Genomic DNA, 26,436 nt, shown 5'->3' on the forward strand with positions numbered 1-26,436 from the left:
GTTCTCCTTATTTCTTCATCAACGGTGTTTTAACCGCTGGAGTAACGATTACTTTACCGCCTGGGGCACCTGGAATAGCGCCTTTAACCATGATCAGATTGCGTTCTGTATCAATGCGTGCGATGACTAAATTTTGTACTGTACGTGTTTCATCACCAAGGTGGCCTGTCATGCGCTTACCTGGAAATACGCGACCTGGATCTTGCGCCATACCGATAGAACCTGGCACGTTATGTGAACGTGAGTTACCGTGTGAGGCGCGACCTGATGCGAAGTGGTGACGCTTGATGGTTCCGGCATAACCCTTACCAATTGTCACACCCTGAACGTCCACTTTTTGACCCGCAGCAAATGCAGTGTCAGCAGGTATAACTTGACCTGTTGTCATTTCAGCTATTTTCGCAGCATCTAAATGAAATTCGTTCAGTGCGTTACCAGCCATCACACCAGCTTTAGCGAAGTGTCCGGCCATTGATTTGGTTACGCGAGTAGCTCTACGTGTGCCATGTGCTAACTGGATAGCGTTATAGCCATCAGTTGCCTGGGTCTTGATTTGAGCGACTCTGTTATCGCTCACGTCAATTACAGTAACGGGAATTGCTTCCCCTTCGTCTGTAAATAGACGGGTCATGCCGATCTTGCGACCGATTAAGCCTAAGCTCATATTCATGCTCCACGCCGACTTCGATTGGTCGGCAAAATTTAATTTAAGTGATTTACAAGTAAAAGTACTTCTAAATCAATAAGTTACGACATTTTTGATGCTAATAGAAACTTTAAATTCGCCCAACTAAATATGCGAAGCTTTAGATTTTATCCCGAAAGTCCTGTCGATGCAAGTGTAAAGACAGGAAATACTTAATTATTGCAACTTAATTTCTACGTCCACACCAGCTGGTAAGTCTAATTTCATCAATGCATCTACTGTTTTTTCTGTAGGATCAACAATATCCATTAGGCGTAAGTGTGTACGAATCTCTAACTGATCACGTGATGTTTTATTTACGTGCGGTGAACGCAAAATATCAAAACGCTCAATGCGAGTTGGCAAAGGAACTGGGCCCTTAACCACTGCGCCTGTGCGCTTAGCTGTATCGACAATCTCAGCTGCTGATTGGTCAATTAAACGGTAATCAAATGCTTTAAGACGAATACGAATTTTTTGGTTTTGCATATTAATTCCAAAGAGCGTTGCGGTGCTGCCGCGTTATGTTTCTAAAGAGCTCGGTGACATCAACAGCACTGATGTCACCGGTTAGCAAACCGCTAAATATAGTTACTAAATAAACCTTAAATCAAGCCAAAATCTTAGCAACCACTCCGGCGCCAACTGTACGGCCACCTTCACGAATCGCAAAACGTAAGCCTTCTTCCATCGCGATTGGCGCGATGAGTTTGACAGTAATGGTTACGTTATCACCAGGCATCACCATTTCTTTGTCTGTTGGCAACTCAATTGAACCTGTTACGTCCGTAGTACGGAAGTAAAACTGAGGACGGTAGTTGTTAAAGAATGGCGTATGACGTCCACCTTCATCTTTACCCAAGATATAAACCTCAGCTGTAAAGTGAGTATGTGGTGTGATTGAGCCTGGCTTAGCCAAGACTTGACCGCGCTCTACTTCTTCACGCTTTGTACCGCGCAACAAGATACCGACGTTATCGCCTGCTTGACCTTGATCGAGCAGTTTACGGAACATCTCTACACCAGTACAGGTTGTTTTGATTGTTGGCTTAATACCGATGACTTCGATCTCTTCACCAACCTTAACAATACCGCGCTCGATACGGCCAGTAACTACAGTACCGCGACCGGAGATAGAGAACACATCTTCTACAGGCATCAAGAACGCACCATCAACAGCACGCTCTGGAGTTGGGATATAAGAGTCCAATGCATCAGCCAATTTCATAATGGCTTCTTTACCCATTGGGCCTTCATCGCCCTCAAGTGCTAACTTAGCAGAACCTTGAATGATTGGAGTGTCATCACCAGGGAAGTCGTATTTAGAAAGAAGCTCACGCACTTCCATTTCGACTAATTCTAATAACTCAGCATCATCAACCATATCGCATTTGTTTAAGAACACGATGATGTATGGAACGCCTACTTGGCGGGCCAAGAGGATATGCTCACGCGTTTGTGGCATTGGGCCATCGGCTGCAGAGCAAACCAAAATAGCGCCGTCCATCTGGGCAGCACCGGTAATCATGTTCTTGACATAGTCAGCGTGTCCTGGGCAATCAACGTGAGCGTAGTGACGATTCGCTGTCTCATACTCAACGTGTGCAGTATTAATCGTAATACCGCGTGCCTTTTCTTCAGGAGCTGCATCGATCTGATCGTATGCTTTTGCTTCGCCACCGAATGCTTTTGACAGCACAGTAGCAATCGCTGCTGTTAAGGTAGTTTTACCGTGGTCAACGTGACCGATGGTACCAACGTTTACGTGCGGTTTTGTCCGCTGAAACTTTTCTTTTGCCATTTTTTGTCTGCTTTCTTTAGCTAGTCAATATTCAAAATAATGTGGATAAATTACTTCGCTTTAGCAGCCATCACTGCTTCCGCTACGTTCTTAGGTGCTTCGGAATAATGCTTAAATTCCATAGTGTAAGTGGCACGACCTTGGGTCAACGAGCGCAAGCCAGTTGAATAACCAAACATCTCTGCTAACGGTACTTCTGCACGAACAATCTTGCCGCCGCCTGGAATGTCATCCATACCTTGCAAAATACCGCGACGTGATGAGAGATCACCCATCACGTTACCCATGAAATCTTCTGGTGTTTCTACTTCAACAGCCATCATTGGTTCGAGCAATACTGGAGATGCTTTACGCATACCATCTTTAAACGCCATCGAACCCGCCATCTTAAATGCGTTTTCGTTTGAGTCAACGTCATGGTATGAACCAAAGAACAATGTTGCTTTGATATCTACGACTGGGTAACCAGCCAAAATACCGGAGTTCAAAGTTTCGATAATGCCTTTTTCTACTGCAGGGATGTACTCACGAGGAACAACACCGCCCTTAATAGCATCAACAAATTCAAAACCTTTACCTGGTACCTGTGGCTCCAACTTCAATACTACGTGGCCATACTGACCGCGGCCACCAGATTGCTTAACAAATTTACCTTCAACTTCTTCGCAAACTTTACGAATGGTTTCGCGGTACGCAACTTGTGGCTTACCAACAGTTGCTTCAACACCAAACTCACGACGCATACGATCAACTAAGATTTCTAAGTGGAGCTCGCCCATTCCAGAAATAATAGTTTGACCTGATTCTTCATCTGTTTTTACGCGGAATGATGGATCTTCTTGTGCCAAGCGATTTAAAGCCAGACCCATTTTTTCTTGGTCAGGCTTCGTCTTTGGTTCTACAGCTTGGGAAATTACTGGCTCTGGGAATACCATGCGCTCCAAAATAACGATACCGTCTGGATCGCACAATGTTTCACCTGTAGTTGCATCTTTGAGGCCAACTGCAGCTGCGATGTCGCCTGCGTATACTTCTTTAATTTCTTCACGTTGATTTGCATGCATCTGCAATAAACGTCCCACACGCTCTTTTTTGCCCTTGATTGGGTTGTAGATGGTGTCGCCTGACTTCATCATGCCTGAGTAAACACGGAAGAAAATAAGCTGCCCAACAAATGGGTCAGTCATGATCTTAAATGCCAATGCAGAGAATTTCTCTTTATCGTCAGCTTTGCGGGTTGTCGGTGTACCGTCTTCCAGCTCACATGGAACTGGGGGTACGTCTAACGGTGATGGCAGTAACTCAACCACTGCGTCCAACATCGCCTGAACACCTTTGTTTTTGAAAGCAGTTCCGCACAACATAGGAACGATTTCATTGGCAATGGTGCGTTGACGCAATGCAGTCTTGATTTCTTCTTCGGTCAGCTCTTCGCCGCCTAGATACTTCTCCATTAACTCTTCAGAGCTTTCGGCAGCTGCTTCAACTAATTTTTCACGCCATTCATCTGCAGATGCTTTTAATTCAGCTGGAATCTCTTCATAGTTGAATTTAATACCCTGTGACTCGTCATCCCAAATAATGGCTTTCATCTTCACCAAATCAATCACGCCTTTGAAGTTTTCTTCAGCGCCGATCGGAATTTGAATCAAAATTGGATTTGCTTTAAGGCGTAACTTCATCTGGTCATAGACCTTGAAGAAGTTTGCACCAGTACGGTCCATCTTGTTGACGAATGCCAAACGAGGCACCTTGTACTTGTTAGCTTGGCGCCATACAGTTTCAGACTGTGGCTGAACACCACCAACAGCACAGTACACCATGCATGCACCATCAAGTACGCGCATAGAACGTTCAACTTCAATCGTGAAGTCTACGTGGCCCGGGGTATCAATAATGTTGATACGGTGCTCTGGAAAATTACCAGCCATACCTTTCCAGAACGTAGTAGTAGCAGCAGAAGTAATCGTGATACCACGCTCTTGCTCTTGCTCCATCCAGTCCATGGTCGCTGCGCCATCATGCACTTCACCAATTTTGTGATTAACACCGGTGTAGAACAAAACGCGCTCTGTAGTTGTTGTCTTGCCTGCGTCAATGTGCGCAGAAATACCGATGTTACGGTATCTTTCGATGGGGGTTTTACGTGCCACTGTTAGTGCCTTTTCTTTGCTGTGCGATTAGAAGCGGAAATGTGAGAAAGCTTTGTTAGCTTCAGCCATACGGTGAACTTCTTCACGCTTCTTCATTGCGCCGCCACGACCTTCAGCGGCTTCTAATAGTTCATTTGCTAAACGCTGAGCCATGGATTTCTCTCCACGCTTCTTTGCAGCTTCGCGCACCCAACGCATTGCTAAAGCAGAACGGCGTGATGGGCGAACTTCAACTGGAACCTGGTAGTTTGCGCCACCAACACGACGACTCTTTACCTCAACCATTGGCTTTACGTTACCCATGGCTGTTGAGAAAACTTCGAGCGGCTCTTTATTTGCTTTTTTCTCGATATGGTCAAAGGCACCGTACACGATACGCTCTGCAACCGATTTTTTGCCGTCCAACATCAGGACGTTCATGAATTTTGCTACTTCTACATTGCCAAATTTTGGATCAGGCAAGATTTCCCGTTTAGGGACTTCACGACGACGTGGCATAACAACTCCTTCAGTTCAGTTAGGGATGACCCACATGGATCATCCGCTCCGGCCGTTCTACTATTTAGAAATACAACTGCTATCTAAACGGAACAGCCACTTACTTGTCTTTTAAGTCTGACAAACGAAGACTTACTACAAAATTCTTTGCAATACTCAGCGGCTAATTAAGCTGCCTTCTTAGCGCGCTTAGCACCATACTTGGAGCGTGACTGCTTACGGTCTTTAACGCCTTGCAAGTCGAGTGATCCACGAACGATGTGGTAACGAACACCTGGTAAATCCTTTACACGACCGCCACGGATCAATACAACTGAGTGTTCCTGGAGGTTATGGCCTTCACCACCAATGTATGAAATAACTTCAAAACCATTGGTTAAGCGCACTTTAGCTACTTTACGTAACGCAGAGTTTGGCTTTTTTGGAGTAGTTGTGTACACGCGCGTACAAACGCCACGACGCTGCGGACTGTTTTGCAGTGCTGGGCTCTTGCTTTTAACAGTCAGCCGGCTTCTTGGCTTACGTAATAATTGATTAATTGTTGGCATAAATAGCTCGGTTAGTACTTCTTTGTTGCTTTCTTTAAGAAAATCAATGACTTAGATAATTTCTAGGTCAAAAAGACCCTCTTCTCAATCAGTAGAACTCAGCATTCTAGCCTGGCCAGCTCTTCCCGTCAACCTACAAGGGGAAAAACTGGCCATTTCTGGCCAAAAATACCAAATTAGCTTGGATCCGCCTCTGCAGCAGGAGCAATTACCTCTGCCTCTATTTCTACAGGCATATCGGCTATCGCCTCTTCTTCAGCAGCAATCATTTGCGCGCGATCACGCTCGAATTGCTCCCTGACCTTGCGTGCACGGCGATAAGCCAAGCCAGTACCAGCAGGGATCAAACGGCCAATAATGACGTTTTCCTTGAGGCCACGCAGTGTATCGGTCTTGCCCATAATGGCGGCTTCGGTCAATACACGAGTGGTTTCTTGGAAAGAAGCCGCTGAAATAAAGCTGTCTGTAGACAAGGATGCTTTAGTAATGCCCAACAATACATTCTCAAACTGAGCTGGGCGCTTACCTGCAGCGATCACTAAATCATTTGCATCATAGAGTTTGGATCGCTCAACTTGCTCACCCGTGATGTAGGCCGTATCGCCGCCATCCGTAATCTGCACGCGACGCAACATCTGACGCACGATCACTTCGATGTGCTTGTCGTTGATCTTTACCCCTTGCAAGCGGTAAACGTCTTGAACTTCATCGACAATATAGATCGCCAATTCTTCGATGCCTCTGAGAGTCAAAATGTCATGTGGGTCAGCAGGACCTTCCACAATCATCTCGCCCTTATTCACAACTTGACCGTCATGAACAAGAACTTGCTTCTCTTTAGGAATCAAGAATTCATTAGATTCGCCATCCATATCGGTAATCACTAAACGCTGCTTACCTTTGGTTTCTTTACCGAAGGAAACGGTTCCAGTGACTTTAGCCAATACAGCAGCATCTTTTGGTGAGCGAGCTTCGAATAATTCAGCAACGCGTGGGAGGCCGCCGGTGATATCGCGAGTCTTCTGTGATTCAATTGGAATACGCGCTAATACCTCGCCAACCTCAACTTTTTGACCGTCCTTAACAGTAATCAACGCGCCCACCTGCAGCCCGATATTCACTGGATGATCAGTACCCGCAATCATTACTTCTCCGCCCTTGTCATCAACTAAGTTGATCATGGGACGAACGCCTTTGCTTGCAGCACTTCGACGCTTACCGTCAATCACCACCAGAGTGGACAGGCCAGTTACCTCGTCAACCTGCTTGGCGACAGTAACACCCTCTTCGACGTTATCGAATCGAGCAATGCCGGCATACTCAGAAATGATTGGACGAGTTAATGGATCCCAAGTTGCTAAGCTTGCGCCAGCTTTTACTAGTGCATCTTCTTTGACGGCCAGAGTTGCGCCGTAAGGCACCTTATGACGCTCACGCTCACGGCCATTGTCATCAACAATGAGGACTTCGCCAGAACGTGAAATAACGATCTGCTCACCTTTTGCATTTTTAACAACGCGCATCGTGCCAGAGAACTTCAATGCGCCATTAGACTTAGCTTCAATATTACTTGCCACCAAGGCGCGTGAAGCTGCACCACCAATGTGGAAGGTACGCATTGTTAACTGAGTACCTGGCTCGCCAATGGACTGGGCAGCGATCACGCCAACTGCTTCACCGACGTTCACCATTCCGCCACGACCAAGGTCACGACCGTAGCACTTAGCGCACAAACCAAAGCGAGTTAAGCAAGACAAGACTGTACGCACTGTCACTTCATCGATGCCAAGGGCAACGATTTCATCAACATGGTCTTCATCCAATAATGTGTCGTGCGCAACGATAACCGCCTGAGTATCAGGGTGAACAACATCACCAATACAGACACGACCCAAAATACGATCGCGTAATGCCTCGATGATTTCACCGCCCTCAACCAAGGCCTTCATCTTCACACCGCTTGTTGCGCCACAGTCATCCTCAATTACCACGAGGTCTTGTGTGACGTCACATAAACGACGGGTCAAGTAACCAGAGTTTGCTGTCTTGAGCGCTGTATCGGCCAAGCCTTTACGTGCACCGTGAGTGGAAATGAAATACTGCAATACGTTCAAGCCTTCACGGAAGTTCGCAGTAATTGGCGTTTCAATAATCGAGCCATCAGGCTTGGCCATCAAACCACGCATACCAGCCAACTGACGAATCTGCGCTGCAGATCCACGTGCCCCAGAATCCGCCATCATGTAGATGGAGTTGAAAGATTCTTGACGAACAGTTTTACCGTTACGGTCGAGTACGTCAACGTGTGACAACTCATCCATCATCGCCTTACCAACTTGGTCACCAGCTGCACCCCAAATGTCTACCACGTTGTTATAACGCTCTTGGTTGGTTACAAGGCCTGACATAAACTGCTTGTCATACTCTTTAACCTTGGTGGATGCCTCGCTGATGATGCGCTCTTTTGAAGTTGGAATCAACATATCGTCAATTGCAACCGAAATACCCGCATTAGTTGCTAAACGGAAACCAGATTGCAAAAGTCGATCAGCAAAAATAACCGTCTCACGTAGACCGCACTTACGGAACGAAGTGTTGATTAAGCGAGAAATTTCTTTTTTCTTCAGCGGCTTATTAATTTCCTCAAAAGTCATACCTTTAGGTAAGATCTCTGACAAAATGGCACGGCCCACTGACGTTTGATAAATCTTGGTCTTTTCAGCAAAGCGGGCTTCGCCCTCTGCCTTCTTGTTTACAATCTCATGCTCAGTAATGCGCACCGCAACACGCGAAGCTAACTCTACTTCACCCGCTTCATAAGCACGCACAACTTCAGTAATATTGGCGAAAACCATGCCTTCGCCCTTACCGTTGATCTTGTCACGAGTAGCGTAGTACAGGCCCAACACGACGTCCTGGGAAGGAACAATCGATGGCTCGCCGTTAGCTGGGAACAGTACGTTGTTCGAGGCCAACATTAATGTACGCGCTTCCATCTGCGCTTCCAATGACAAAGGAACGTGAACCGCCATTTGGTCACCGTCAAAGTCGGCGTTAAATGCCGCGCAAACTAATGGGTGCAATTGGATCGCCTTGCCTTCAATCAGCATTGGCTCAAAAGCCTGAATACCAAGTCGGTGCAATGTAGGCGCACGGTTCAACATGATTGGATGCTCACGAATGACTTCTTCGAGAATATCCCAAACGATTGGCGTCTGACTTTCAACTTCTTTCTTTGCAGCCTTAATAGTAGTTGCAATTCCTAAAGTCTCAAGCTTGTTAAAAATAAATGGTTTGAATAATTCCAAAGCCATTAATTTTGGCAAACCGCACTGATGTAACTTGAGCGTAGGACCAACCACGATGACTGAACGACCTGAGTAGTCAACGCGCTTACCTAACAAGTTTTGACGGAAACGGCCACTCTTACCTTTAATCATTTCAGCTAAAGATTTGAGAGGGCGCTTATTTGCGCCAGTCATCGCCTTACCGCGACGACCATTGTCAAGCAATGAGTCAACCGCTTCTTGCAACATGCGTTTTTCGTTACGAACAATAATTTCTGGTGCGCGCAACTCTAATAAGCGCTTTAAGCGATTATTGCGGTTGATAACGCGACGATAAAGATCGTTTAAATCGGAAGTAGCAAATCGGCCGCCATCCAATGGCACTAACGGACGCAATTCTGGTGGCAATACTGGCAACACTTCCATGATCATCCAGTCAGGCTTAATTCCTGAAGTCTGGAATGCCTCTAACACTTTTAAGCGCTTGGCATATTTTTTAATCTTGGCATCACTACCAGTCGCTTTTAGATCTGCGCGAATGACTTCTACTTCTCGATCTATATCAATACCGCGCAATAGATCACGAATACCTTCTGCACCCATAATGGCGGTAAATGCGCCATCACCGTACTCTTCAGTCTTGGCAATGAACTCGTCTTCAGACATGATCTGTCCACGCTTCATTACACCCTCAGGAGTCATACCAGCATCTACAACTACATAGGCTTCAAAATAGAGTACGCGCTCAATATCACGTAAGGTCATATCGAGAACCATGCCCAAGCGGGATGGCAATGACTTTAAGAACCAAATATGAGCAACTGGCGCTGCCAACTCAATATGGCCCATACGCTCACGGCGCACCTTAGCTAGAGTTACCTCTACGCCGCACTTTTCACAAATAACGCCACGGAACTTTAAGCGCTTGTACTTACCGCATAAGCACTCGTAATCTTTGGTTGGTCCAAAAATTTTGGCACAAAACAGACCATCACGCTCGGGTTTAAAAGTCCGATAGTTAATGGTTTCTGGTTTGCGAACTTCACCAAAAGACCAAGAGCGAATTTTCTCAGGAGAAGCAAGACCAATTTTAATTACGTCAAATTGTTCGTCGCCCTGCGTTTGCTTAAATAAATCGAGCAATGCTTTCATATCAGTTGCGCTCCATGTCAATGTCAATACCCAACGAGCGGATTTCTTTTACCAACACGTTGAAGGATTCGGGCATGCCAGCATCAATAGTGTGCTCGCCCTTGACGATGTTTTCATAAACCTTGGTACGGCCTGCGACGTCATCGGACTTCACTGTCAGCATTTCCTGCAAGACATATGAAGCGCCGTATGCTTCGAGGGCCCAGACTTCCATCTCACCAAAGCGCTGACCACCAAACTGTGCTTTACCGCCAAGTGGCTGTTGCGTTACTAAAGAGTAAGGTCCGGTCGAGCGAGCATGCATCTTGTCATCCACTAAATGGTGAAGCTTCAAGACATGCATCACGCCAACAGTTACTGGACGCTCAAACTGATCGCCAGTACGGCCATCGCACAGAATCATTTGCTGACGGGATGGCGTCATCTTCAAAGAAGTTGCAACTTCTTCTGGATAGGCCAACTCAAGCATTCTGCTAATTTCCGCCTCAGTAGCGCCATCAAATACTGGCGTTGCAAATGGCAATCCTTGGCGCAAGTTCTCCGCCAAAACCATTACTTGCTCATCGGTAAAGTTGTCTAAGTCCTCAATGCGGCCTGTTTCGTTATAAAGCTGCTTTAAAAACTTACGGAGTTCAACTTGTTTAGCCTGCTCACGAACCATCTCGTCGATCCGTTTTCCAATGCCTTGGGCAGCCCAACCTAAGTGGGTTTCCAAGATCTGTCCAACGTTCATACGGGAAGGTACGCCCAATGGGTTCAAGACGATATCAACAGGTCGTCCGTCGGCCATAAATGGCATGTCTTCAGCAGGAGCGATTTTAGAAACCACCCCTTTATTACCATGACGACCGGCCATCTTGTCACCAGGCTGCAATCGACGTTTAACTGCTAAGTAGACCTTGACCATCTTGGTTACGCCAGGCTGTAAATCATCACCCTGAGTTAACTTAGTACGCTTTTCTTCAAAAGCATCGTCAAACTGCTTACGCTTGGCTTCAATAGAAGATTTCACCGCTTCAACTTGTGCGGCAACATCTTCCTCTGCAGGACGAACATCGAACCAATGGTATTTATCCAAGTCGGCAAGGTATTCCTTATCGATTTTGCTGCCTTTAGCTAACTTTTTAGGTCCGCCGTTGGCAACTTTACCAATCAACAGTTTTTCTAAACGCATGAAGGCATCACCTTCAACTATACGCAGCTGATCATTTAAGTCCAAACGATAGCGCTGTAGTTCTTCTTGAATAATGGCTTGTGCACGTGCATCGCGCTCAATTCCTTCGCGGGTGAAGACTTGAACGTCAATAACTGTACCGATCATTCCGGAAGGAACGCGCAAGGATGTATCTTTTACATCAGATGCTTTCTCACCGAAAATCGCACGAAGTAACTTCTCTTCAGGCGTCAGCGTTGTCTCGCCCTTCGGAGTTACCTTGCCGACTAGTACGTCGCCGGCCTGAACTTCAGCACCAATATAAACGATACCGCTTTCATCTAAACGGGAGAGTTGTGACTCTGCTAAATTTGAAATGTCACGTGTAATCTCTTCTGAGCCTAGCTTTGTATCGCGAGCAACAACGGACAATTCCTCAATATGAATCGAGGTGTAACGATCATCAGCAACCACCTTCTCAGAGATCAAAATTGAATCTTCAAAGTTGTAACCGTTCCATGGCATAAATGCCACGGTCATGTTTTGACCCAAGGCTAACTCACCCAGGTCTGTCGATGCACCGTCAGCCACCACGTCACCACGAGCTACACGATCGCCAACCTGAACGATCGGACGCTGATTGATGTTGGTATTTTGATTTGAGCGGGTGTACTTAATGAGGTTATAAATCTCCACACCAACTTCACCAGCAGCAGTTTCATCATCATTTACACGAATAACGATACGGTTTGCATCAACGTAATCCACAATACCGCCACGGTTAGCCAATACAACTGTGCCGGAATCCACTGCCACAATACGCTCTAAACCTGTTCCCACTAATGGCTTATCAGGACGTAAGCAAGGAACTGCTTGGCGTTGCATGTTCGCACCCATCAAAGCGCGGTTCGCATCATCATGCTCTAAGAATGGAACTAGTGAAGCAGCAGCAGAAACGATCTGACTAGGAGCAACGTCAATAAAATCAACGCGCTCTGGACTGACCATCATGGTTTCACCGGCTTGACGAGCTGAAACCAGTTCGTCAGCTAATTTGCCGCTCTTGTCGATAGTTGCATTCGCCTGCGCGATAACATATTTAGCCTCTTCAATTGCGGAGAGATACATCACTTCATCACTTACTTTGCTGTTCGCTACTTTACGATACGGCGTTTCTAAAAAACCGTGCTCGTTTAAGCGTGCAAATAGCGCGAGTGAGTTGATCAGACCAATGTTTGGTCCCTCTGGTGTTTCGATTGGACAAACACGACCGTAGTGAGTAGGGTGCACGTCACGCACTTCAAAACCTGCGCGCTCGCGTGTCAAACCACCAGGTCCCAGTGCTGAGATACGACGCTTGTGCGTGATCTCTGACAATGGGTTGGTTTGGTCCATAAACTGAGACAACTGTGAGGAACCGAAGAACTCACGAATCGCCGAAGAGATTGGCTTGCTGTTAATCAAATCATGCGGCATGAGGTTTTCTGTTTCGGCCTGGCCGAGACGCTCTTTCACAGCACGCTCTACGCGTGATAAGCCTGCACGAAATTGATTCTCTGCCAACTCACCTACGCAACGTACGCGACGATTACCTAAGTGGTCAATGTCATCAACCTCACCTTTGCCGTTACGTAAATCAACGAGTGACTTAATGGTTTCCAGGATATCTTCATCTGATAAAACCATTGCGCCTTCCATCTCTGAACGACCGAGACGGCTGTTAACTTTCATACGACCAACGCGAGACAAATCATAACTATCTTCGTTGTAGAACAAGCGCTGGAATAAAGCTTCAACAGCATCTTCTGTTGGAGGCTCGCCAGGACGCATCATGCGATAGATGGCAATACGAGCTGCCATCTGATCAGCGGTTTCATCTGTGCGCAGTGTTTGAGAGATATAAGCACCAGAATCTAGATCATTGGTATAGATAGTCTCTAGTTGCTTGATGCCTGCATCACGCAATGTAGCCAATAACTCTTCCGTGATTTCATCATTGGCATAAGCTAAGATTTCACCTGTATCTGGATCAATGGTGTTTCGCGCAACTACACGACCAACTAAATAGTCATCAGGAACAATAATGTTCTTGGTTTTGGCTGCTTCGAGCTCGCGAATATGCTTTGCATTAATGCGCTTGTCTTTTTGAATGACAACAACGCCATTCTTATCAAGCACATCAAAGTTAGCCATCTGACCACGCAAACGCTCTGGAACAAATTCCATTGCAGCGCCATTGGCTGTCAATGCAAAATGATCAAAGTTAAAAAAGTTTGCCAGTATCTGCTCGTTGTTCAAGCCAATTGCTTTGAGCAAAATGGTAACTGGCATCTTACGACGACGGTCAACGCGGAAATACAACACGTCCTTAGGGTCAAACTCAAAATCAAGCCATGAACCACGGTAAGGAATAATGCGCGCTGAGAACAGAAGCTTTCCGGAACTATGCGTCTTGCCTTTATCGTGTTCAAAGAACACGCCTGGAGAGCGATGCAACTGAGACACAATGACGCGCTCAGTGCCGTTAATGACAAACGATCCGTTATCAGTCATGAGTGGAATCTCACCCATGTAAACTTCACTCTCTTTTACTTCCTTAACATTAGTAGGTGCTTCGCGATCGTAAATGATCAAGCGAACCTTTGCACGTAAAGCCGAGTGATAGGTATAGCCACGTTGCTGACATTCTTTAACATCAAATGGTGGCTGTGCCAATTGGTACGACACATATTCCATGCGTGCGTAGCCATTGTTTGACGTAATAGGAAATGCTGATGTAAAAGCAGCTTGAAGTCCCTCAGTGAGACGAGAGATTGCCGGCTTATCAGCCTGTAAAAATTTAGCGTAGGATTCCAGCTGTGTTGCGATCAGGTACGGAACCTGGTGATTATTTACTCGCTTAGCAAAGCTTTTACGGACTCGCTTGCGTTCGGTGAAGCTGTAGTTCATTTCATCTCCGAATTCAGCGACTGTACAAAGATTTGGCGGTTGGCCACTACCAACCTCTGGCGGACAACACTCAATCGTATAGATTCAGTGCCCGACCAAACTTGCATTCTGCAGTCGTATCAGAAGGCAAACCCGATTTCAATCACACATGAAATCGGGTTTGACCACTAATGGTCAAACCCAACTGAGCTAACGCTTCTTTTTCAGAAACGTTAGCGATTGTTTTATTACTTAATTTCTGACTTCGCGCCTGCATCGTCTAGCTTCTTCTTGGCTTCTTCAGCGGTCTTTTTATCAACAGCTTCTTTGATTGGCTTTGGTGCACCATCAACCAAGTCTTTTGCTTCTTTTAGACCAAGACCAGTAATTTCGCGAACAGCCTTAATTACTGACACTTTGTTTGCGCCGGCTTCAAGCAAGTTCACGGTAAATTCTGTTTGCTCTTCAGCTGCAGCAGCGCCAGCACCAGCTGGGCCAGCAACAGCCATAGCTGCTGCTGATACGCCAAACTTCTCTTCGAACGCCTTAACTAAGTCGTTCAAATCCATTACGGACATGCTGCCTACTGCATCAATGATTTCTTCTTTAGTAATCGCCATTTTTAGCTCCTAATACTTTAATAGTTAACTGTCGCTTACTCAGCGGCAGGGGTTTCAACGTTTGGTTCTGTTCCAGCTTCTGGAGCAGCTGCAGGTTCTGCACTAGCTTCTGTCGCTGCGGCTTCAGCAGTAACTTCTGCTGGAGCTGCTACTACTGTGGCTGGCGCTTCTTCGGCAACTGGAGCGGGAGCTCCTGTTGCCTTTTGTGCTGCTACTGCACCTAATACGCGAGCCATTGCAGAAACTGGTGCCAACATCACACCCAATAACTGAGATAACAACTCATCGCGACTAGGAATTGCCGCTAAAGCCTTAACGGCTGCTACATCTAGCAATTTACCGTTGTATAAGCCAGCTGTAATGACGAGCTTGTCCTGAGTTTTAGCAAAGTTCTGCAATACTTTCGCCGAAGCAATCGGATCAGCAGAGATGCTATAAATCAAGGGCCCAATCATCGAATCAGCAAGAGGCTCAAACTGTGTGCCTTGTGCAGCACGGCGCGCCAATGTGTTCTTCAAAACGCGAAGATAGACACCATGGTCACGTGCGCTTGCACGAAGCTTTGTCAACTGCTCAACTGGAATACCACGGTATTCAGCAAGCACGACTGTTTGAGCTCCCGCCAATTGAGCGCCGACATCAGCAACAATCGCTTTTTTGTCTTGTACATTCAAAGGCACGGTTTAACTCCTTAAAAACCAACTGTTAACAGTTGGGGTTACACACCAGCGTCTGATCATTTGTCACAAAAAATTGTGAAATCTTTTCAGGGTCGCCATCTGCGCTGGCCATCACTCTCGTAACGATTAAGAATTTGTTTCTAGGCTAGCAAACTCATCCACCAACGGTCTTTGATGTTCGGCTTTTTATTACGATAAAAAGCCGACCCAAAGTTCTTTTGCTACAAAAAGCGCATTACAGTACTACTGCGCTGCCTGTATCGATGCCTGGTCAACTCGTACGCCCGCACCCATGGTGCTGCTTACGGCAACCTTTCTTAAATAAATACCTTTTGATGCTGGAGGTTTTGCTTTATTCAAAGCCTCAAGCAATGCAAGTAAATTGGACTTTAATGCAGCTGGCTCGAATGAACGACGTCCAATACTAGCGTGCACAATACCGGCTTTATCGACACGGAATTGCACTTGACCTGCTTTTGCATTTTTTACTGCAGTAGCAACGTCCGGAGTTACTGTTCCTACTTTTGGATTCGGCATTAAGCCACGGGGGCCTAATACTTGACCCAATGTACCAACAATTTTCATGGTGTCTGGAGAGGCGATCAAAATATCAAAATCAATTTTTCCACCTTTGATTTGCTCGGCTAACTCTTCCATGCCAACAATCTCTGCACCAGCTGCTTTAGCTTGTTCAGCTTTTTCACCTTGGGCAAAAACTGCTACGCGTACATGTCTACCAGTACCAGCAGGAAGCACAACCGCTCCGCGCACTACTTGATCAGATTTTTTTGCATCGATACCAAGCTGTACTGCTACATCGATAGACTCATCAAATTTTGCAGTTGCACACTCTTTAACTAAATTCAGTGCATCTTCTAATGCATAGAATTTATTACGATCTACTTTAGCTTCGATTGCTTTTAAACGCTTAGATAACTTAGTCATGATTACAGGCCTTCCACTGTGATGCCCATTGATCGGGCGCTACCAGCGATTGTTCTTACAGCAGCATCCATATCAGCAGCTGTTAAATCGGGCATTTTTGCTTTAGCAATTTCTTCTGCTTGAGCACGAGTAATTGTTCCTACCTTATCGGTATGGGGGCGTGGTGAACCTTTTTCAATTTTCGCAGCCTTCTTAATCATGATTGTCGCTGGAGGCGTCTTCATGATGAATGTGAAGCTCTTGTCTGCGAAAGCAGTAATCACAACTGGAATAGGTAGACCGGGCTCCATGCTCTGTGTTTGAGCGTTGAAGGCCTTACAAAATTCCATAATATTGAGTCCACGCTGACCTAAAGCTGGTCCGACTGGTGGTGATGGGTTTGCTTTGCCTGCAGGTATCTGCAGTTTAATAAAACCAATAATCTTTTTTGCCATTAATTGCTCCTTAAAGCGCGCCTTATTGTTATCAATGAGACCGCCGTTGAGTAAACGCTTCGCTAGTTTTTTGGCTTTCTAGCTCCGCTCCTCGGTTATTGCTAACCACTTATTCCGCTTTTTAACCTACACAAAGCCTTAACCTTTGTTTTATTACATTTTTTCCACTTGCCCGAACTCCAGCTCAACTGGGGTACCACGGCCAAAAATTGTAACAGAAACGCGCAATCTAGACTTTTCGTAATTTACTTCTTCAATATTTCCGTTGAAGTCTAAGAACGGACCCTCTTTAACTCGAACCATCTCGCCTACTTCAAATAAAGTCTTAGGCTTAGGCTTGTCAACACCAGCCTGCATTTGATCCATAATTTTTGTTACTTCAGCAGTGGAAATGGGGCTTGGACGATTTCGAACGCCACCAACAAATCCAGTTACTTTTGGAGTGTTTTTGACTAAATGCCAACTTTCATCAGTCATTTCCATTTCAATCAATACATATCCTGGAAAGAAACGGCGCTCACTAACTGACTTTTGACCCGCTTTAATTTCGACAACTTCTTCTGATGGCACTAAAATGCGGCCAAATTTATCAAGCATTCCAGAACGTGCAATGCGTTCCTCGAGCCCGCGCTTCACACTTTTTTCCATTCCAGAATAAGCATGGATTACATACCAGCGCATATTGCTAGTAGCTTGTGGATTCGAGACTAATTCAGCATCAATCATTATTTACTCACTTCCAGCCAAGAAAGACTGAAAAAACTAGCCATTCAATTAATTTGTCTGCAACCCACAAAAATATGGACATTACCAAGACAAAGCCAAATACGACTAGGGTCATTTGGGTTGCCTCTTTACGAGTAGGCCAAACAACCTTTTTTACTTCGTACCAAGAATCTTTTGCGTAGGCGATAAAACGTCGCCCATCTGGAGAAATAGCCACAATTAAAACTGCAAATGCTATGCCACCAAATAAAACCAGAAGACGAATTAATAAAGATTGATCAGCTAGCGTGTAGTAAAGCACCAACGCAGCAACGACAATTAAAGCAGCAAGTCCGGAGACCCAGCTACTTTTTTCTTCAGAATTACCTACTGTTTGTTGAGACATATCACTTCCAGTTCAAATCGTGGCAGGGGCGGAGGGCATCGAACCCCCAACCTTTGGTTTTGGAGACCAACGCTCTGCCAATTGAGCTACACCCCTTCATCCTATAAATCAAGCCAAAATCTTAGCAACCACTCCGGCGCCAACTGTACGGCCACCTTCACGAATCGCAAAACGTAAGCCTTCTTCCATCGCGATTGGCGCGATGAGTTTGACAGTAATGGTTACGTTATCACCAGGCATCACCATTTCTTTGTCTGTTGGCAACTCAATTGAACCTGTTACGTCCGTAGTACGGAAGTAAAACTGAGGACGGTAGTTGTTAAAGAATGGCGTATGACGTCCACCTTCATCTTTACCCAAGATATAAACCTCAGCTGTAAAGTGAGTATGTGGTGTGATTGAGCCTGGCTTAGCCAAGACTTGACCGCGCTCTACTTCTTCACGCTTTGTACCGCGCAACAAGATACCGACGTTATCGCCTGCTTGACCTTGATCGAGCAGTTTACGGAACATCTCTACACCAGTACAGGTTGTTTTGATTGTTGGCTTAATACCGATGACTTCGATCTCTTCACCAACCTTAACAATACCGCGCTCGATACGGCCAGTAACTACAGTACCGCGACCGGAGATAGAGAACACATCTTCTACAGGCATCAAGAACGCACCATCAACAGCACGCTCTGGAGTTGGGATATAAGAGTCCAATGCATCAGCCAATTTCATAATGGCTTCTTTACCCATTGGGCCTTCATCGCCCTCAAGTGCTAACTTAGCAGAACCTTGAATGATTGGAGTGTCATCACCAGGGAAGTCGTATTTAGAAAGAAGCTCACGCACTTCCATTTCGACTAATTCTAATAACTCAGCATCATCAACCATATCGCATTTGTTTAAGAACACGATGATGTATGGAACGCCTACTTGGCGGGCCAAGAGGATATGCTCACGCGTTTGTGGCATTGGGCCATCGGCTGCAGAGCAAACCAAAATAGCGCCGTCCATCTGGGCAGCACCGGTAATCATGTTCTTGACATAGTCAGCGTGTCCTGGGCAATCAACGTGAGCGTAGTGACGATTCGCTGTCTCATACTCAACGTGTGCAGTATTAATCGTAATACCGCGTGCCTTTTCTTCAGGAGCTGCATCGATCTGATCGTATGCTTTTGCTTCGCCACCGAATGCTTTTGACAGCACAGTAGCAATCGCTGCTGTTAAGGTAGTTTTACCGTGGTCAACGTGACCGATGGTACCAACGTTTACGTGCGGTTTTGTCCGCTGAAACTTTTCTTTTGCCATTTTTTGTCTGCCTTTAATTTACTCGTAAATCAAAAAGTTACATGCTAGTTAATTTCAATCATGGTGCTCATGGGCAGGATCGAACTGCCGACCTCTCCCTTACCAAGGGAGTGCTCTACCACTGAGCCACATGAGCTGTTACTTACAAATATCTAATAAACAACGGTGGTTGGAGTGATTGGAGCGGGATAAGAGAATCGAACTCTTGACCGAAGATTGGAAATCTGCTGTTTTACCATTAAACTAATCCCGCAGTAATCTCACCAAATCACGTCAACTACAGAAGCAATTATCAATCAAATACCTCTCAATACAAACAGACCGTTAATACAGTCTGTGGTGGAGGGGGTAGGATTCGAACCTACGTAGGCATAGCCAACAGATTTACAGTCTGCCTCCTTTAGCCGCTCGGACACCCCTCCGTCAACCTAATATTCTGACTCCGAATGGAGCATCTGTCAATCTCTCTAAACGCTTTGCACAAGTAAAAACGCCCAGACCTAAGAGGGTCTGGGCGTCGCATTGGTGCCCGGCAGTTACCTACTTTCACACGGGTAATCCGCACTATCATCGGCGTAAAGTCGTTTCACTGTCCTGTTCGGGATGGGAAGGAGTGGTTCCAACTTGCTATGGTCACCGGGCGTAGAGGGTCGAACTGTTGATAAATCAACAGTTCTATTTGAGTAAGCATGTAATTTGGGTTGCAGAATGAATCTGGCAAACATCCAACACAATAGTGCTGGTTATAGGATCAAGCCTAACGGGCAATTAGTATCAGTTAGCTTAACGCATTACTGCGCTTCCACACCTGACCTATCAACGTTGTGGTCTTCAACGACCCTTTATGTAGGTTAAACCTACGGGAGATCTCATCTTCAGGCAAGTTTCCCGCTTAGATGCTTTCAGCGGTTATCTCTTCCGTACATAGCTACCCTGCGATGCTTCTGGCGAAACAACAGGTACACCAGCGGTACGTCCACTCCGGTCCTCTCGTACTAGGAGCAGCCCCCGTCAAATCTCCAACGCCCATGGCAGATAGGGACCAAACTGTCTCACGACGTTTTAAACCCAGCTCACGTACCTCTTTAAATGGCGAACAGCCATACCCTTGGGACCGGCTACAGCCCCAGGATGAGATGAGCCGACATCGAGGTGCCAAACACCGCCGTCGATATGAACTCTTGGGCGGTATCAGCCTGTTATCCCCAGAGTACCTTTTATCCGTTGAGCGATGGCCCTTCCATACAGAACCACCGGATCACTATGACCTGCTTTCGCACCTGCTCGACTTGTCGGTCTCGCAGTTAAGCACGCTTTTGCCATTGCACTTTAGGTACGATGTCCGACCGTACCAAGCGTACCTTCGTACTCCTCCGTTACACTTTGGGAGGAGACCGCCCCAGTCAAACTGCCTACCATGCACTGTTCCCGACCCGGATAACGGGCCAAGGTTAGAACCTCAAACAAACCAGGGTGGTATTTCAAGGTTGGCTCCAGCGGAACTAGCATCCCGCTTTCAACGCCTCCCACCTATCCTACACAGACCGGTTCAAAGTCCAATGCAAAGCTACAGTAAAGGTTCATGGGGTCTTTCCGTCTAGCCACGGGTAGATTGCATCATCACAAACATTTCAACTTCGCTGAGTCTCAGGAGGAGACAGTGTGGCCATCGTTACGCCATTCGTGCAGGTCGGAACTTACCCGACAAGGAATTTCGCTACCTTAGGACCGTTATAGTTACGGCCGCCGTTTACTGGGACTTCAATCAAGAGCTTGCACCCCATCATTTAATCTTCCAGCACCGGGCAGGCGTCACACCCTATACGTCCACTTTCGTGTTTGCAGAGTGCTGTGTTTTTATTAAACAGTCGCAGCCACCTTTTTATTGCAACCCTTTCGTCCTCCCGTTGTTCACGGTCAAACTACAAGGGCGTACCTTATCCCGAAGTTACGGTACAAATTTGCCGAGTTCCTTCTCCTGAGTTCTCTCAAGCGCCTTAGAATACTCATCTCGCCCACCTGTGTCGGTTTGCGGTACGGTCTTGTTAAACTGAAGCTTAGAGGCTTTTCTTGGAACCACTTCCAATTGCTTCGTGAATAAATTCACTCGTCTCACGCCCTTGAATCCCGCTACCGGATTTACCTAATAGCCATCTCCAACGTAAGAACCGGGACTTCCAACACCCGGACAACTTTCCGCGATCCGTCCCCCCATCGCATTTAACAATGGTCCAGGAATATTAACCTGGTTCCCATCAGCTACGCATCTCTGCCTCGCCTTAGGGGCCGACTCACCCTGTTCCGATGAACGTTGAACAGGAAACCTTGGGCTTACGGCGAGGGGGCTTTTCACCCCCTTTATCGCTACTCATGTCAGCATTCGCACTTCTGATACCTCCAGCATCCTTTACAAGACACCTTCACAGGCTTACAGAACGCTCTCCTACCATCACATTACTGTGATCCGCAGCTTCGGTTATATGCTTAGCCCCGTTACATCTTCCGCGCAGGACGACTCGATCAGTGAGCTATTACGCTTTCTTTAAAGGATGGCTGCTTCTAAGCCAACCTCCTGACTGTTTTAGCCTTCCCACTTCGTTTCCCACTTAGCATATATTGGGGACCTTAGCTGGCGGTCTGGGTTGTTTCCCTCTTGACACCGGACGTTAGCACCCGATGTCTGTCTCCCGTGCTTGCACTTGTAGGTATTCGGAGTTTGCTATGGCGCAGTAATCCGCAATGGACCCCACTACCATGACAGTGCTCTACCCCCTACAGTGATACACGAGGCACTACCTAAATAGTTTTCGGAGAGAACCAGCTATTTCCAGTTTTGTTTAGCCTTTCACCCCTATCCACAGCTCATCCCCTAACTTTTCAACGTTAGTGGGTTCGGTCCTCCAGTACGTGTTACCGCACCTTCAACCTGGCCATGGATAGATCAACTGGTTTCGGGTCTACACCCAGCAACTAGCGCCCTATTCGGACTCGCTTTCGCTACGCCTTCCCTATTCGGTTAAGCTTGCTACTGAATGTAAGTCGCTGACCCATTATACAAAAGGTACGCAGTCACCCCTTACGAGGCTCCTACTGTTTGTATGCACACAATTTCAGGATCTATTTCACTCCCCTCCCGGGGTTCTTTTCGCCTTTCCCTCACGGTACTTGTTCACTATCGGTCGATTACGAGTATTTAGCCTTGGAGGATGGTCCCCCCATATTCAGACAGGATTTCACGTGTCCCGCCCTACTTGTCTCTAGCCTAGTACCACTCAATGATTTTCACATACGGGACTATCACCCTTTATTGTTGGACTTTCCATTCCATTCTGTTAATTACTGAGATATCACTAGAAGGCTGTTCCCATTTCGCTCGCCACTACTCTGGGAATCTCGGTTGATGTCTTTTCCTCTCGCTACTTAGATGTTTCAGTTCACGAGGTTCGCTTCTCATACCCTATGTATTCAGGTATGGATACCACAAAAGTGGTGGGTTTCCCCATTCAGAAATCCCCGGATCAAAGCTTATTTACCAGCTCCCCGGGGCTTATCGCAGGTTATAACGTCTTTCGTCGCCTGTAATCGCCAAGGCATCCATCATGTGCACTTATTCACTTGATCCTATAACGAGCACCATTGCTAGCAACCGTTACAGGTTTTACTTCTACAACTGACATGTTTGCCGTAATCCAAACTATAAGTACGTATTAAAGAACTTTAAAAACTCGTTTGATATTACTGATTGATGATTCAATCTTTACCCTATTACATTGTCTAATGCTCTCTCAAAGAAACATTAGACACTTTGCTTACTCAAATTTTTAAAGAACAGCCATAAATGGCAAAACTAAACAATTAAATGTTTGTTTAGTTTTGACATTTAGATGATGGTGGAGGATGACGGGATCGAACCGACGACCCCCTGCTTGCAAAGCAGGTGCTCTCCCAGCTGAGCTAATCCCCCAACGTCCCACTAAGTCTTGTTTCTGGCTGGTGGTGGGTCTGGTAGGACTTGAACCTACGACCCCTGCGTTATCAACACAGTGCTCTAACCAGCTGAGCTACAGACCCGTGGCTTTTATTGTCAACCGATAAGTGTGGGCACTAAAATCCAGCATCTTTCTCTAGAAAGGAGGTGATCCAGCCGCACCTTCCGATACGGCTACCTTGTTACGACTTTACCCCAGTCATGAACCCTGCCGTGGCAGTCGCCCTCCTTGCGGTTAGGCTAACGGCTTCTGGCAAAACCCACTCCCATGGTATGACGGGCGGTGTGTACAAGACCCGGGAACGTATTCACCGCGACATTCTGATCCGCGATTACTAGCGATTCCAGCTTCACGTAGTCGAGTTGCAGACTACGATCCGGACTACGATGCATTTTCTGAGATTAGCTCCCCCTCGCGGGTTGGCAACCCTCTGTATGCACCATTGTATGACGTGTGAAGCCCTACCCATAAGGGCCATGAGGACTTGACGTCATCCCCACCTTCCTCCGGTTTGTCACCGGCAGTCTCTCTAGAGTGCTCTTGCGTAGCAACTAAAGACAAGGGTTGCGCTCGTTGCGGGACTTAACCCAACATCTCACGACACGAGCTGACGACAGCCATGCAGCACCTGTGTTCACTTTCTCTTACGAGCACCTAATGTATCTCTACTTCGTTAGTGACATGTCAAGGGTAGGTAAGGTTTTTCGCGTTGCATCGAATTAATCCACATCATCCACCGCTTGTGCGGGTCCCCGTCAATTCCTTTGAGTTTTAATCTTGCGACCGTACTCCCCAGGCGGCTGACTTCACGCGTTAGCTACGTTACTCAGGATGAAAATCCCGAACAACTAGTCAGCATCGTTTAGGGCGTGGACTACCAGGGTATCTAATCCTGTTTGCTCCCCACGCTTTCGTGCATGAGCGTCAGTGTTATCCCAGGGGGCTGCCTTCGCCATTGGTATTCCTCCACATATCTACGCATTTCACTGCTACACGTGGAATTCTACCCCCCTCTGACACACTCTAGCTATACAGTCACAGGCGCCATTCCCAGGTTAAGCCCGGGGATTTCACGCCTGTCTTGTATAACCGCCTGCGCACGCTTTACGCCCAGTAATTCCGATTAACGCTTGCACCCTACGTATTACCGCGGCTGCTGGCACGTAGTTAGCCGGTGCTTATTCTTCAGGTACCGTCATTCCCGGACTGTGTTAGAGCCGGTGTTTCTTCCCTGACAAAAGAGCTTTACAACCCGAAGGCCTTCTTCACTCACGCGGCATTGCTGGATCAGGGTTTCCCCCATTGTCCAAAATTCCCCACTGCTGCCTCCCGTAGGAGTCTGGGCCGTGTCTCAGTCCCAGTGTGGCTGATCGTCCTCTCAGACCAGCTACTGATCGTCGCCTTGGTGGGCTTTTACCCCACCAACAAGCTAATCAGGCATCGGCCGCTCTAATCGCGCGAGGTCTTTCGATCCCCCGCTTTCCCCCTCAGGGCGTATGCGGTATTAGCACAGCTTTCGCTGCGTTATCCCCCACGATAAGGTACGTTCCGATGTATTACTCACCCGTTCGCCACTCGCCACCAGGTGCAAGCACCCGTGCTGCCGTTCGACTTGCATGTGTAAGGCATGCCGCCAGCGTTCAATCTGAGCCAGGATCAAACTCTTCAGTTTAATTCCTGTGATCCTTGCGGATCGTCGCACTCATTCAAAAGAAATTGACTTGGTAATAAAACCAAATCTTTTTACTGTCTATGAGTACTATTTATTTACATCTGTCCCGAAGGACTTGATGCTTTCACTTAGTACCCACAATTATCGGTTGACTAATTTTTAAAGAGGGCTGACTTGTTTCGTATTTCAAATAACATTCAGCAGAGAGATAAGACTATAGCGCACTAATTTTGGGTCGTCAACACCTTTCGTAGTCTTTTTCCTCAAATAACCATCTTTTTTTCCTACTTCTGAATAAATATGTTTAAAAACAAAGACTTATATTTTTAAAATAATTTATCTTTTTTTAAAAAATTTTCTATTTAATCTGTCTTTTTAGCCTCCTCTATACATTTTCATGCCATCCGCATCCGTTTTTCATTCTTTTTGGAGTGGATTGTCTTGTGATTTAAGGGAAAACCCTAATATTTTGAGTAAAAACTGCTAATATGGTGCTATGAACAAAAATGTTCTTACCAGTCATGCCGCTACCCAGCCTAGCGCCGCCATCCTATCTATTCCGGTGCTTGAGCTACATGCAGGCTATAAAGACAAAATCCTACTTCATCTCTTGGAGCTTAACGATGATGATCGTCGCTTGCGCTTCGGTACGCAAACATCGAATAAAGTCATTGAACGCTATGTTGACCGCATTGATTTCAACAATGCTGCTGTGTTTGCCAGCTTTGACTCCAACTTAAACTTAATAGGAATGGCTCATTTAGCCTATCTACCTAGAGTAATCGGTCGAGTTAGTGCTGCAGAACTGGGCGTCTCGGTTCTTTCAGAGGCTCGAGGCAGAGGGGTGGGAGCGGCATTATTTCAGCGCTCAGCTGTACATTCTCGCAACACGAAGATTGATTCTCTATTTGTGCATTGCCTAGCAAACAATAAGGCCATGATGAATCTGGCCCAGAAGGCCGGTATGCGAGTTGAATATGCTGATGGTGATGCTGATGCCTACCTAAAGCTCTCTCCGGCTACGTCGGGAACAATAGTAGATGAAGCTATCAATGAGCAATGGGCGGGCCTCGACTATTCCCTAAAAGAAAATATCAAGCACTCTAACTATCTATGGCATTGGTTGTTAGGGCTCCACCACACCTCACCCTAATTCGGAACAATTGCCCCGCGCAATATCCAAGTAACTAGGCTGGCTATTTCATCATCACTCAATTTAGTATTCCCAGGCATCGGCACTACACCCCAGGATCCCGCACCACCTTTATGAATTTTATTTTTTAACAAATCTGCCGCGCTTGGATCGCTTCTATACTTTTTTGCAATGTCTTGAAAGCTGGGGCCTACAATTTTTTTATTGACTGCGTGACATCCTAAGCAAGCATTTTGTTTGGCAAGCAGAAGGGCGGCTTGGTCTTGAGTTAAGACATTCGCAGCATTCGCACCTTGCGAATGGGGCACCATAAAAAATGAAAGGAAAA

The 26,436-nt window shown here is 46.5% G+C and carries 16 protein-coding genes, 6 tRNA genes, 3 rRNA genes and 1 pseudogene; 1 reads left to right on the forward strand and 25 read right to left on the reverse strand.

Annotated features, from left to right (window positions below; translation table 11 throughout):
* Positions 1–7: 7 nt before the first annotated feature.
* The 24 genes and pseudogenes from rplC to B0G85_RS05850 form a co-directional block, all read right to left on the reverse strand.
* Complete coding sequence (gene rplC / locus B0G85_RS05735; protein WP_100379582.1) at positions 8–664, reverse strand: 50S ribosomal protein L3; 657 nt, start codon at positions 662–664, stop codon at positions 8–10.
* Between the two features lie 198 nt (positions 665–862).
* Entirely contained in the window at positions 863–1,174 is a 312-nt protein-coding gene (rpsJ, locus tag B0G85_RS05740; RefSeq protein WP_011901899.1) for a 30S ribosomal protein S10, read from the reverse strand.
* A gap of 121 nt (positions 1,175–1,295) precedes the next feature.
* Positions 1,296–2,486: an elongation factor Tu gene (tuf, locus tag B0G85_RS05745; RefSeq protein ID WP_100379485.1), complete on the reverse strand. Its 1,191-nt coding sequence runs from the start codon at positions 2,484–2,486 to the stop codon at positions 1,296–1,298.
* 50 nt (positions 2,487–2,536) lie between these two features.
* Positions 2,537–4,639 (reverse strand): elongation factor G, encoded by a 2,103-nt coding sequence (fusA, locus tag B0G85_RS05750; RefSeq protein WP_100379486.1) that lies wholly within the window; start codon positions 4,637–4,639, stop codon positions 2,537–2,539.
* Between the two features lie 27 nt (positions 4,640–4,666).
* The gene (rpsG, locus tag B0G85_RS05755; protein WP_015420229.1) at positions 4,667–5,137 is read right to left on the reverse strand and encodes a 30S ribosomal protein S7; all 471 of its coding nucleotides are present in this window, start codon (positions 5,135–5,137) and stop codon (positions 4,667–4,669) included.
* 167 nt (positions 5,138–5,304) lie between these two features.
* Positions 5,305–5,685: a 30S ribosomal protein S12 gene (rpsL, locus tag B0G85_RS05760; RefSeq protein ID WP_062307031.1), complete on the reverse strand. Its 381-nt coding sequence runs from the start codon at positions 5,683–5,685 to the stop codon at positions 5,305–5,307.
* Between the two features lie 176 nt (positions 5,686–5,861).
* Positions 5,862–10,124, reverse strand: a complete 4,263-nt coding sequence (rpoC, locus tag B0G85_RS05765; protein ID WP_100379487.1) for a DNA-directed RNA polymerase subunit beta' — start codon at positions 10,122–10,124, stop codon at positions 5,862–5,864.
* A gap of 1 nt (position 10,125) precedes the next feature.
* Positions 10,126–14,226 (reverse strand): DNA-directed RNA polymerase subunit beta, encoded by a 4,101-nt coding sequence (gene rpoB / locus B0G85_RS05770; RefSeq protein ID WP_100379488.1) that lies wholly within the window; start codon positions 14,224–14,226, stop codon positions 10,126–10,128.
* 227 nt (positions 14,227–14,453) lie between these two features.
* The gene (rplL, locus tag B0G85_RS05775; protein WP_100379489.1) at positions 14,454–14,825 is read right to left on the reverse strand and encodes a 50S ribosomal protein L7/L12; all 372 of its coding nucleotides are present in this window, start codon (positions 14,823–14,825) and stop codon (positions 14,454–14,456) included.
* A gap of 158 nt (positions 14,826–14,983) precedes the next feature.
* Positions 14,984–15,505: pseudogene (rplJ, locus tag B0G85_RS05780) on the reverse strand (50S ribosomal protein L10); the annotation flags it as partial.
* A 243-nt stretch (positions 15,506–15,748) separates the two neighbouring features.
* Positions 15,749–16,450 (reverse strand): 50S ribosomal protein L1, encoded by a 702-nt coding sequence (gene rplA, locus B0G85_RS05785; protein ID WP_100379491.1) that lies wholly within the window; start codon positions 16,448–16,450, stop codon positions 15,749–15,751.
* A gap of 2 nt (positions 16,451–16,452) precedes the next feature.
* Positions 16,453–16,884 (reverse strand): 50S ribosomal protein L11, encoded by a 432-nt coding sequence (rplK, locus tag B0G85_RS05790; protein WP_100379492.1) that lies wholly within the window; start codon positions 16,882–16,884, stop codon positions 16,453–16,455.
* Between the two features lie 153 nt (positions 16,885–17,037).
* Positions 17,038–17,610 carry a transcription termination/antitermination protein NusG gene (gene nusG / locus B0G85_RS05795; protein WP_100379493.1) on the reverse strand — a complete coding sequence of 191 codons (573 nt, stop codon included), beginning with the start codon at positions 17,608–17,610 and terminating at the stop codon, positions 17,038–17,040.
* A 7-nt stretch (positions 17,611–17,617) separates the two neighbouring features.
* Positions 17,618–17,995, reverse strand: a complete 378-nt coding sequence (gene secE / locus B0G85_RS05800; RefSeq protein ID WP_100379494.1) for a preprotein translocase subunit SecE — start codon at positions 17,993–17,995, stop codon at positions 17,618–17,620.
* Between the two features lie 20 nt (positions 17,996–18,015).
* Positions 18,016–18,091: transfer RNA gene (locus tag B0G85_RS05805), tRNA-Trp, on the reverse strand.
* Positions 18,092–18,103: 12 nt separating this feature from the next.
* Entirely contained in the window at positions 18,104–19,294 is a 1,191-nt protein-coding gene (gene tuf, locus B0G85_RS05810) for an elongation factor Tu (protein WP_100379485.1), read from the reverse strand.
* A 61-nt stretch (positions 19,295–19,355) separates the two neighbouring features.
* Positions 19,356–19,430 (reverse strand) — tRNA-Thr (locus tag B0G85_RS05815).
* Between the two features lie 43 nt (positions 19,431–19,473).
* A tRNA-Gly gene (locus tag B0G85_RS05820) sits at positions 19,474–19,547 on the reverse strand.
* A gap of 84 nt (positions 19,548–19,631) precedes the next feature.
* Positions 19,632–19,716, reverse strand: a tRNA-Tyr gene (locus B0G85_RS05825).
* A 105-nt stretch (positions 19,717–19,821) separates the two neighbouring features.
* A 5S ribosomal RNA gene (rrf, locus tag B0G85_RS05830) occupies positions 19,822–19,935 on the reverse strand.
* 106 nt (positions 19,936–20,041) lie between these two features.
* Positions 20,042–22,915, reverse strand: a 23S ribosomal RNA gene (locus B0G85_RS05835).
* A 267-nt stretch (positions 22,916–23,182) separates the two neighbouring features.
* Positions 23,183–23,258, reverse strand: a tRNA-Ala gene (locus tag B0G85_RS05840).
* Between the two features lie 30 nt (positions 23,259–23,288).
* Positions 23,289–23,365, reverse strand: a tRNA-Ile gene (locus tag B0G85_RS05845).
* Positions 23,366–23,422: 57 nt separating this feature from the next.
* Positions 23,423–24,955: ribosomal RNA gene (locus B0G85_RS05850) — 16S ribosomal RNA — on the reverse strand.
* The 16S, 23S and 5S rRNA genes sit together here with 5 tRNA genes alongside, the layout of an rRNA operon.
* Positions 24,956–25,451: 496 nt before the next feature.
* On the opposite strand from B0G85_RS05850, the gene B0G85_RS05855 reads away from it, so the two are divergent.
* Positions 25,452–26,108, forward strand: coding sequence for a GNAT family N-acetyltransferase (locus B0G85_RS05855; RefSeq protein WP_100379495.1), 657 nt, complete (start codon positions 25,452–25,454; stop codon positions 26,106–26,108).
* On the opposite strand, the gene B0G85_RS05860 is transcribed toward B0G85_RS05855, so the two are convergent.
* Positions 26,105–26,419, reverse strand: a complete 315-nt coding sequence (locus B0G85_RS05860; RefSeq protein WP_100379496.1) for a c-type cytochrome — start codon at positions 26,417–26,419, stop codon at positions 26,105–26,107. The genes B0G85_RS05855 and B0G85_RS05860 overlap by 4 nt on opposite strands.
* Positions 26,420–26,436: the final 17 nt, after the last annotated feature.

Origin of the sequence: Polynucleobacter brandtiae (assembly GCF_002797575.1) — a bacterium.
Taxonomy (GTDB): domain Bacteria; phylum Pseudomonadota; class Gammaproteobacteria; order Burkholderiales; family Burkholderiaceae; genus Polynucleobacter; species Polynucleobacter brandtiae.